The following is a 10000-nucleotide window of genomic DNA, read 5'->3' on the forward strand; positions in this document are numbered from 1 at the left end:
AAAGTGACGATTAACCTGGGTAAAAAGCTTAAGGTTTGTTCGTTGATAGAAGTGGCTGCCTGAAAAATTGACACGACCAGGCCAACAATTAGCGATGGAATAATGGCCATGGACACTATTAAGATCACCAGCCAAAGGGCATCACTTAAAATATCAACAAAAACCTCTGGACTCATGTCCCCACTCCATAGCTGGTAGCCAGAGTCCCCATCACCAGCAGCCAGCCATCGACCAGCACAAACATCATCAATTTAAAGGGCAAAGCGATGATCATGGGGGATAACATCATCATACCCATGGCCATCAATATACTGGCGACTACCAAGTCGATGATCAAAAACGGGATAAAGATCATAAAGCCAATCTGGAATGCGGTTTTTAGCTCGCTGGTGACAAAAGCCGGGATCACCACAGTGATAGGTAAGTCAGCCACGTTGTCGACTTTAGGCGTGCCGGCTATTTCGGCAAAAGTTTCCAGATCTTTCATCCGGGTTTGATGCAGCATAAAAGCTTTCATTGGTTTTAACGCTTCATCAAAAGCCTGAATAGACGTCATTTCTTCCGCCAGATAAGGCTGCAGAGCCTTTTGATTCACTTCATCAAATACAGGCGCCATGATAAAAAATGTCATAAAGACCGTAATACCAATCAACACCTGGTTAGAAGGCGACGACTGTAAACCTATGGCCTGACGTAAAATGGCTAATACTACAATTATGCGGGTAAAACAGGTCATCATAATGATCATGGCTGGCAGGAAACTCAGCGCTGTCATCACTGCCAACACTTGCAGTGTTACGCTGTAGTCCTGTGAACCATCCGGGTTTGTTGTCACCGATAATGCAGACAAGCCACCGCCCTGCTGAGCCAGCAGATCCGGAGATAAAAACAACAGTACTAATACAATAAATGGCCACATATTAAGAGTTCGACTTTTGTTTTTGCAGAAGGGCCTGAAACTGGCTGCGCCAGTCGGCTGCCGTCGGTTCGTCAACCAAAGGTTGGTCCAATTCAAACAACATATTGATTTGGTTTGCAGTAACGCCTAATACCCGTTGTTTACCCTGAACCTCGACCACTAACAAGCGTTCGCGGGGCCCAAGCATCACAGAGCTGACTATTTTGATATGGCTGGAGCCGGGCAATTTGATCGCCAGCTTTTTATAAAGCCAGGCTAGTCCAAATAATAAGCCTAACACTATAAGCAAAGAGCCAAACACATTCAGAATGTTCATGGTATTCATACCATTACCTTGTGCTGATGGCGCTGCGCTCACCGCTGTCGCCACTGTCTCAGCTAAAACCAAACCTGGACAAAGTAGGATGAACAAAAACAGTAACCGCATCAGCGCAGCTTCTTAATACGTTCAATCTGACTAATAACATCTGTCAGACGAATACCAAACTTGTCGTTCACAACCACGACTTCACCATGAGCTATTAAAGTACCATTAACCAACACGTCCAGTGGCTCACCAGCCAAACGCTCCAGTTCAACCACAGAGCCCTGGTTCAGCTGCAGCAGGTTACGAATACTGATTTTGGCGCGGCCAACTTCCATAGAAATAGTCACTGGTATATCTAAAATCGTATCGAGTTTACGCTTTTCATCTACCGTCAGTTGCGCGGGTTCTTCTTTTAATTCGTCCAGTTCAACTGCAGTAGCACCACTATCACCTTCGGCCTCAGCTAAAGCTGCGGCCCATTCATCCATGGTATCCTGTTCATTCGCCATGATTATCTCCCCCCACGTTCAGATAAGTTTAAATCCGCTTCCAGTTCACTGATATCTGCATCGCTGTCCAGACGTCGACCGCCTTTAGTGAACACATGCATTTCGGATTTAACGGATTCAGGTCGTTTAATTTTTTCAATAATTTTCAGAGCAATATTGTCACGGGAACGCCCCATTTTCGCTCTGTACGTTGGTAAATCTTCAATCAGAACCGTAATATGATCCGGCATTTCGATTGGAATTATGTCCCCGGCCTGCAGGTTCATTAACTGCTCCAGAGTGATATCCACATCCAGCATTTTTGTGGTCAAGTCCACTTTCACATCCATGATTTCGTCACGCAGAGCTTTACTCCAGCGCAAGTCGGTGTCTTCTTTATCACTTTGCACACCCGCATCCAACAATTCGCGAATAGGCTCGAGCATGGAGTAAGGCAATGCCACATGGAAGTCCCCACCGCCGCCATCAAGCTCAATATGGAACGAACTTATCACCACCACTTCGGTCGGACTGACGATGTTGGCCATAGCCGGGTTCACTTCAGAATCCAGATATTCAAAAGATACGTCCATAACCGGAGCCCAGGCTTCTTTGTAATCTTCAAAGATCAGCTTCAGCAGCATCTGAATGATACGACGCTCGGTAGGAGTAAACTCACGACCTTCAATTTTTGCGTGATAACGACCATCGCCACCAAAGAAGTTGTCTACCAGAATAAAGACCAGACGAGCTTCCATTGTGATAAGGCCAGTGCCTTTTAACGGTCTGAAGCGCACCATATTTAAACTGGTAGGAACAAAGAGGGTATGCACATATTCGCCAAACTTAATCATCTGCACGCCGTTGATCGACACTTCAGCCGTGCGGCGCATCATATTAAATAAGCTGATCCGCATATGACGGGCAAACCGCTCATTGACCATTTCGAGCGTGGGCATACGACCACGCACGATACGATCCTGTGAGGAGAAGTCGTATTCGGTCGCGGATCGGCCACGACCGTCGCCACTTTCTTCGACCTCTTCTTCTTCAACGTCATCGACACCATGCAGTAGCGCATCAATTTCGTCCTGGGACAATAAATCAGTCAAGCTGTTGCTCTCTTATTGCATCACGAAACCAGTGAAAAGCACTTCTTCTACTACATCACTGCCGGCAACATCTGTTAATGCTGCCTTCACTTCTTTTAGTGCTTTTTTCTTTAAATTTTCTTTGCCTTCTACCGTAATCAACTCTTCCGCGTTGCTGGTACTGAAGGTGCGTAGTAAGGTGCTTTCAATTAAAGGAATATGTACCTTCGCAGTTTCCTCGTTATTGGAACCCCGCACCAACAATTGCACTTTAATCTGCACCAGACGATCTTTGGATGCGCCAGGCACGTTAAAGATAAAAGGTCTTGGCATACTGACATACAATGCAGAACCTTTGGCTGCAACAGCATTTGGATCCGCAACTACAGCAGTATCAGCTGCAGCGGCTTCCGCAGGCTCAGGTTCGGATGAACCTCCTGACATCATCAGCACTACCACTACGGCGATAACGGCTAGCAGCACGACGCCACCTATGATGATGATCAGTTTTTTCTTTTTCGCCTGGCCTTCACCAATTTCTAAGTCTTTACCCGCAGCCATTTTTATTCCTTTTCTACTGTGATGAAGCCGTATTATTGACCTTGGCTTTCATCAAAGGCAATCACTAACTGTGCATCTGCCGCTTTTCTGCACGTCCGAGCTGACCACGTTCAGTTTTCGACCGGTATTCAGCCCTGATAATGAACGTTCTGAGTAAAAAATCAGGCGTAATAATCCACCACCCGATCAGAGTTTTTAGCAGGTATCACAGCGGATTCCATCACATCATCAGCTATTTCTAAGGATGAACCCAACCCAGAACCTCCAGCACTACGACGACCACCTTCCTGCCCTGAAGAGGATTGGTTTTGCTGTTGCACTGAGCCCTGGCTCAATTCAATACCTTGTTGCTGTAATAACTCTTTTAATTTTGGCATTTGCTGTTCCATCAGGTCTTTGGCATTGCCTTGCTGAACCATGAACTGCACCGACATCTGATCTTGCTGCAGACTTATTTTAATTTGCATTGAGCCAAGTTCAGACGGATCCAGGCGGATTTCCGCCGTATGTACTTTATCCTTTACCATCATCAGCATTTTTTCTTTTAACTGATTTGATGCCTCAGGCTGGATCAAATTCAGCTTTTGCCCCAACTGGTCCACCTGTTTTTGACTTTGCTCAGACACCAAATCGCGGCTGGCCACTGAGATAGCAGAACCGGTTTTTTCCAGACTGGATTTGAGCTGGTTACTGAAGCTATTTGTTTCTGTCGTCAGCGGCTGGTTGGTTTTTTGCTGCTCAATCACCGAAAGTACAGCATCAGCTGAGTTGTGCGAAGAAGATTCACCTGAAGAAGATGATGCACCCTGCTCTCCCTGCATTGCAGTAGTCGCACTCTGAATTTGCTTTAATGCTTCTTCAGTGGTGACTTTAGGTTCGGCCACTGCTGCTTTTGCCTGAGAAGCTGGTGCAGCCACTAAAGTTGCTGCGCTTTGGGCCTGCACTGACGCTTTAGGCTCGGTAAATGAAGGTGCAGGATTTTCTGTATCGGTTGCAGTTTGTTGCTCTGTGTCTTGTTCGCTGGCCATAGCCACCACGGACACAGATTTTAATGGGCTATTGATCTGTTCAGTTTGAAGTGGGGTTTTGCTGCTGATTGCAACGCCAACTTCTGCCGCTGGTTCAGCTTGTTTTTCGCCTTGTGCTGTGTCCAGAGTTTTCAAAGGTTTTTCGATAGCCAACTGATTTTTAACCCGATCTGGGCCTGTATCTTTGTTAATCACTACATCAGGTTTTGTTGTCAGCTTGTCGGCAGCAGCGGCTGCACCTTCTGCAGACTGCAGCACTTTTTGTTCAACGAGGTTTTGTTTCAACACTGCATCCGTTGGCGGATTTTTGCCTGTAGCTGCTTTATCAGCAATAGCTTTATCCGTTAGGGTTTTATCTGATTGGCTCACAAGTTTTAAAGCAGCCAGTTCATCTTCTGTCAGATGCTGCTCTGAATTTTGTTCAGTAAGCAATTTTTCATCAAGCGAAATTGCAGCTTCACTTTGCGTTGTTACTTTAGTTTTGGCTGCAGCAACCTGATCTGTTACAGCACCGTCAAGGGCCTTGGTTTTGTCAGTTTGCTGCTTAGCTGTCGCGATGATCTGTGCCAGCTCATCGCTTGGCAGCGGTTCAGCCTTTGACTCAGGATCGGCCAATACTGCCGCTTTGTCAGTTTCAGTTTGGCTCAAACGTTCTTGCAGAGTTTTTGCTTTGTCCAGTAATTGCAACCAGTGAGCCTGGTCTGCGTCGCCTTTTTCGTTCTGCAATTGATCCAGTTCCTGATCCACAGCTTCTGTGCTGGCATCTTCAGCCTGTGCAACCGCAGTTTCGCTTAAGGTCTGCGGCTTGTCACTTTTTACATCCTGAGCCGAATTTTGCGGCTCAGCAGTTTTATCTTTTTTCGAACCGGCTTGTTCTGAGGCAGTATTCTGCCGCGTTTTCGCTGAATGTTTTCCGGCTTTTTCCCCAGCTTTGCCATTGACCTCGGCCGCAAGGGTCGCAGCGAAACTTTGATCGGGCTCTGATGCACTGTCGGCGGCTGGTGCTGCTAGTGGCTTAGCCGCAGATACAGGCTCAGTACTTAGCATTGTCATGGATAAAAATTCAGTCATCTATCACTCCGGTCCTGCTGCATGCAGATTATTTTCTGCTGTTATTCGGATTCGCTCAGGTCAGATCGACAAAACAACACCGAGCAGACGATATAATGAAAAGACATACAAAATACGCGCCAAACTTAACTAACTCTGCGGAAAAACTGTTGAGTGGCAATTTCATCCAGCATTTTTTGTTCCTGTTTGTCAGCTTTACGCTGTAATTCAGCTAATTCCCGTTCAATCAGTATTTCCATCGCTTTACGCTTTTTTTGCATCGCAAGTAGTTGCAGCAAACGCTGGTCAGCGCTGGCCTTGGCTTGCTGCACATACTGTTGCTGTGCCGTTAAGGCCGCGTCCAGCTTGCCAATAAAATTCAGATACTGATTAAACTGTCGACTTTCCATACCTTGCTGACCACGATTTTGGGTTTGTTGAACGTATTCAATCCTGTAGTCCGCCAATCCCTGATACTTTTGTTGCATCGACTGATAGTTCTGCAGTGCAGCCCGGTACTGCGCCTGCATTTTGTCTTCTTTTTCCTGCTGTACTTTAACCAGCAATTGAAGTTGTGCCAGTGCCATAACTTATCGTCCCAAATGAGCAGGTAACAATTTATCCAGTTGCGCCAAACTTTCGTCATAAGGCACAACCTCTTTCATTTCCTGCTGTAAAAAACCACGGATTTTTGGCATCAGTGTGACGGCTGAATCCAGTTGCGGATCAGCGCCTTTGACATAAGCACCGATAGAAATTAAATCTTTGCTTTGCTGATAAGAGGCATACAGTTGTTTCACCGCTCTGGCCAGTTTTTGATGTTCCATACTGGTCACAGCAGGCATGACCCGACTAATAGATTTTTCAATATCTATAGCCGGAAAATGACCGCTATCCGCAAGCTGACGGGACAAAACAATGTGGCCATCTAAAATAGCGCGTGAGGCATCAGCAATAGGATCCTGTAAATCATCGCCTTCGGACAACACGGTATAAAAGGCCGTAATAGAACCCTGACCTGCAGCTCCGTTTCCTGCCCGTTCAACCAGCGCCGGTAATTTGGCAAAAACCGAAGGGGGATAACCTTTAGTCGCAGGAGGTTCACCTACGGCTAAAGCGATCTCCCGTTGCGCCTGAGCGTAACGGGTGATTGAATCCAGCAGCAATAGTACATCCAGGCCTTGCTCGCGGAAGTATTCCGCCACTTGCACTGCTGTCTCACAACCTTTTAACCGCATCAGCGGTGACACATCAGCCGGAGCAGCGACGACCACTGAACGTTTACGGCCCTCTTCACCGAGAATTTCATCAATAAACTCTTTCACCTCACGACCCCGCTCCCCCACCAGGCCGACCACTATGACATCTGCCGCCGTACCGCGGGTCATCATACCCAAGAGCACAGACTTACCGACACCAGAGCCGGCAAACAACCCCATCCGCTGGCCTTTGCCAACCGTAATGATGCTGTTAATAGCCCGAACTCCTACATCCAGCGGCGCGTGAATAGGCTGACGTTGTAATGGGTTAATCGGAGGTTTTTTTGCACCGCCAAATTCCTGACTTAAAATAGGGCCTTTGCCATCCAGAGGTTTACCTGCACCGTCAATAACCCGCCCCAGCAATGCCATAGTCAAAGGTACGCCTTTAAAGTCACTCAGGGGCGTCACTTTGGCACCAGGCACTACACCTGAAACATCGTCTTTGGGCATCAGGAAAATGCGGTCATTAGCAAATCCCACCACCTCAGCGAACAGCTGGCCGGATGAAGTTTCAACATGGCAGGTTTGGCCAATAGCGGCAGTACAGCCCGTGGCCTCCAGTGTCAGTCCAACAACCCGGACCAAACGTCCGGCCAGATTAGGTCTGCTCTTCTGAATATGTTGCAGTTGCTGTTTTAAATTGGCGACTAATTGCGATGACGACATGCTGTATTTGTCTGCTCCCGATTTGGATTATTCAGGAGAATGCAAGAAATGCTCCAGACTGCTTTGCACCCTGTGTTTGATACTTCTGTCCATGGAAGATAACGGAGTTTCCAGCAGACAACCGCCTTGTTCAACGGCGGGATCTGAGCGTAATTGCCAGTGGCGCTCAGCCAATTGCTCTGGACTGAAGTGTTGCTCAACCACAGCCAGATCATCCGGATGGAGTTTAATCAAAATATGTTCCGTTTGTAGTGGCAAGATTGAAGTCGCATCGGACAAGGTTTTTAAAATCACCTGTGGATTGGTTTTGCATTCAACTGCAATGACTGCTTCTGCCATGGCCAGACAAAGCTGCAACAGTTGTTGTTCAACCTGTTGATCAACTTGCAATAGAGGCTGTTGCAGCTGATCCAGCAAAGCGGCCAGTTCACGTTTTTTCTGCTCTATCTCTTCGCTTGCCTGCTCTAAGCCTAGTTTTTTCCCCTCAGCCTGACCATGAGCCAGACCATCGGCTGTGCCCTGTTCGCGCCCCTCTTCATAACCTTTCGAAAACCCCTCTTCTTTGCCCTGCGCAAAGCCTTCGTCATAAGCAGCCTGACGGATTTGCTCAATATCGTCTGCGGTCAGAGGTTTAATGTCCAACTCAGTCTGCTCTTCGACAGCGACAGTGGCCACTTTTTGGGACGGCAGTGTTTTATTTAAAGCATTGGTTTTACCAAGGGGGGCTTTTTTGTCCGGGTCGAGCTGCGGACTTGGCCAACGTTTGAGTAATTCCAGTAACTCATCCGTTGGCGCAAAAGGCTGTTTGGTTCGAAATGGATCCATGGTCATACTGCTTTACTCCACTATCCTGTTACAGGAAGTCTTCACCACCGCCACCGCCCAGCATAATTTCGCCGGCATCGGCCAGACGACGGGCCACCGACAAGATATCTTTTTGTGCTGCTTCTACTTCGCTGACACGAACTGGTCCCATAGCTTCCAAATCGTCATTCAACAATTCTGCAGCGCGTTTGGACATATTTTTCAGGATCTTCTCTTTTAAGTCGGCATCTGCACCTTTGAGCGCTTTCATCAAAGCATCCTGCTGAACTTCACGCAGTATGGTCTGAATTGCCCGGTCGTCGACATCGATCAGGTTTTCAAACACAAACATCAGATCCTGAATTTGTTGCGCCATTTCTTCGTCATGCTCACGAATAGCATCCATCAGCTGACCTTCAACATTCGTATCCAGGTAGTTCATGATATCAGCAGCAGCTTTTAAGCCGCCCATTTTCGCGGCCTGAGCACCAGCCTGACCAGCAAACTGTTTCTCCATAATTTCGTTTAATTCCTGTAATGCCGCAGGTTGTACTTCTTCCAGATTGGCAATACGCATAGTTAAGTCTAAGCGCACTTTTTCCGGGAACTGTGACAAAATTTCCGCCGACTGTTCAGGCTCTAAGTAAGACAATACGATAGTCTGGATCTGCGGGTGTTCGTTGCGGATGATATTCGCCACCTGCTTCGAGTCCATCCACTTCAGTGAATCCAGACCTTTGGCACCACCACCTAAAATAATCTGGTCGATCAGGTTTGAGGCCTTCTCCTCGCCTAATGCGGCCGTTAAAGCACGACGGATAAATTCCTCGCTCTGGAAACCTATGGTACTGAAATTCTGAATTTGTTCGATAAAAAGCCGATGCACAGCAGCTATTTTAGCCTGGTTCAGATCATCGATCTGAGCCATCGCCATACCCACCTTTTGCACTTGTTTAGGCTCAAGGTGTTTTAAAATCTGTGCAGCGTCCTCTTCTGACAAACTCAGCAACAGGATGGCGGCTTTTTCCACGCCATCTAATTTGCTGACGTCAAAGCTCGGTTTGGTGGTTTCAACATTACTCATCTTCGGCTAACCAATTTTTAACGACCAGTGAGGACAATTCAGGTTCATTCGCTACCAGTGCACGAACCGCTTTTAACAGATCTTCATCGCCATGCAAATCTGGCAACATCAAGGTACCATCAGCCGCAAAACCAACAGACTTAGCATCAAACTCACGGGTTAACATATCCATGGTTTCGTCGCCCAGATCCAGGCCACTGCTCAATGAAGACTCATCATAAGCTTCCTGCGTATCCTCTGGGTAAATCAGTTTCTTCAGCATAGGGCGAACTACAGCTACTATCAGTACTATGATAATCAGCGTGCCCATCACCAGCTTCAGCATACGGGCAAACCATTCTTGCTCGTAAATTGGCGGTTCTACAGCTTCAGCCATAATACTGCGGGCAAAAGGTACTGACACGACTTCTATAGTATCGCCCCGTTGCACGTCAAAACCAATGCCGCCTTGTAATAAACGCCTGATATTGGCAATTTCGGCCTGAGAACGGATTTGAGGTGGCGTCACAGTGCCATCTGGCGCTGTACTGCCGGGTAAATAATCGACAGCTACAGACACACTGATACGACGGATCAAACCAGACTGCTGAGTCGAATGACTAATAGTGGTATCCAGTTCGTAATTGCGGGTCATTTCCTTGGTATTGCGGCCCGGTACCACAGGCTTGCTGGCATCTGCACCAACCGCTTGCTCCGGAATAGCGCTGTTTAATGGTGGCTGGTTGGTTAATGCGCCAGGA

12 protein-coding genes are annotated in these 10000 nt (G+C 47.4%); all 12 read right to left on the bottom strand.

The window, feature by feature from the left end; translation table 11 throughout:
• Positions 1-176, bottom strand: a 176-nt coding sequence (locus LDL40_RS05900; protein WP_300994271.1) for a flagellar biosynthetic protein FliQ, incomplete at its 3' end; no start/stop codon positions are given.
• A complete protein-coding gene (gene fliP, locus LDL40_RS05905; protein WP_300994260.1) occupies positions 173-919 on the bottom strand; it encodes a flagellar type III secretion system pore protein FliP in 747 nt (248 codons plus the stop codon). The genes fliP and LDL40_RS05900, both read right to left, overlap by 4 nt.
• Before the next feature lies 1 nt (position 920).
• Entirely contained in the window at positions 921-1244 is a 324-nt protein-coding gene (gene fliO, locus LDL40_RS05910; RefSeq protein ID WP_300994261.1) for a flagellar biosynthetic protein FliO, read from the bottom strand.
• A 101-nt stretch (positions 1245-1345) separates the two neighbouring features.
• A complete protein-coding gene (fliN, locus tag LDL40_RS05915; protein WP_300994262.1) occupies positions 1346-1735 on the bottom strand; it encodes a flagellar motor switch protein FliN in 390 nt (129 codons plus the stop codon).
• A 2-nt stretch (positions 1736-1737) separates the two neighbouring features.
• A complete protein-coding gene (fliM, locus tag LDL40_RS05920; protein WP_300994263.1) occupies positions 1738-2826 on the bottom strand; it encodes a flagellar motor switch protein FliM in 1089 nt (362 codons plus the stop codon).
• A 12-nt stretch (positions 2827-2838) separates the two neighbouring features.
• Entirely contained in the window at positions 2839-3366 is a 528-nt protein-coding gene (fliL, locus tag LDL40_RS05925; protein WP_300994264.1) for a flagellar basal body-associated protein FliL, read from the bottom strand.
• Positions 3367-3527: 161 nt separating this feature from the next.
• The gene (locus tag LDL40_RS05930; protein ID WP_300994265.1) at positions 3528-5465 is read right to left on the bottom strand and encodes a flagellar hook-length control protein FliK; all 1938 of its coding nucleotides are present in this window, start codon (positions 5463-5465) and stop codon (positions 3528-3530) included.
• Positions 5466-5590: 125 nt separating this feature from the next.
• Positions 5591-6031 (bottom strand): flagellar export protein FliJ, encoded by a 441-nt coding sequence (fliJ, locus tag LDL40_RS05935; RefSeq protein ID WP_300994266.1) that lies wholly within the window; start codon positions 6029-6031, stop codon positions 5591-5593.
• A 3-nt stretch (positions 6032-6034) separates the two neighbouring features.
• Positions 6035-7372 (bottom strand): flagellar protein export ATPase FliI, encoded by a 1338-nt coding sequence (gene fliI / locus LDL40_RS05940; protein WP_300994267.1) that lies wholly within the window; start codon positions 7370-7372, stop codon positions 6035-6037.
• 27 nt (positions 7373-7399) lie between these two features.
• A complete protein-coding gene (fliH, locus tag LDL40_RS05945) occupies positions 7400-8197 on the bottom strand; it encodes a flagellar assembly protein FliH (RefSeq protein WP_300994268.1) in 798 nt (265 codons plus the stop codon).
• A gap of 28 nt (positions 8198-8225) precedes the next feature.
• Positions 8226-9260: a flagellar motor switch protein FliG gene (gene fliG / locus LDL40_RS05950; RefSeq protein WP_300994269.1), complete on the bottom strand. Its 1035-nt coding sequence runs from the start codon at positions 9258-9260 to the stop codon at positions 8226-8228.
• On the bottom strand, positions 9253-10000 hold a 748-nt coding region (locus tag LDL40_RS05955; RefSeq protein WP_300994270.1), incomplete at its 5' end, for a flagellar M-ring protein FliF C-terminal domain-containing protein. The genes LDL40_RS05955 and fliG, both read right to left, overlap by 8 nt.

The organism is Rheinheimera sp. (assembly GCF_020217005.1).
Taxonomy (GTDB): domain Bacteria; phylum Pseudomonadota; class Gammaproteobacteria; order Enterobacterales; family Alteromonadaceae; genus Pararheinheimera.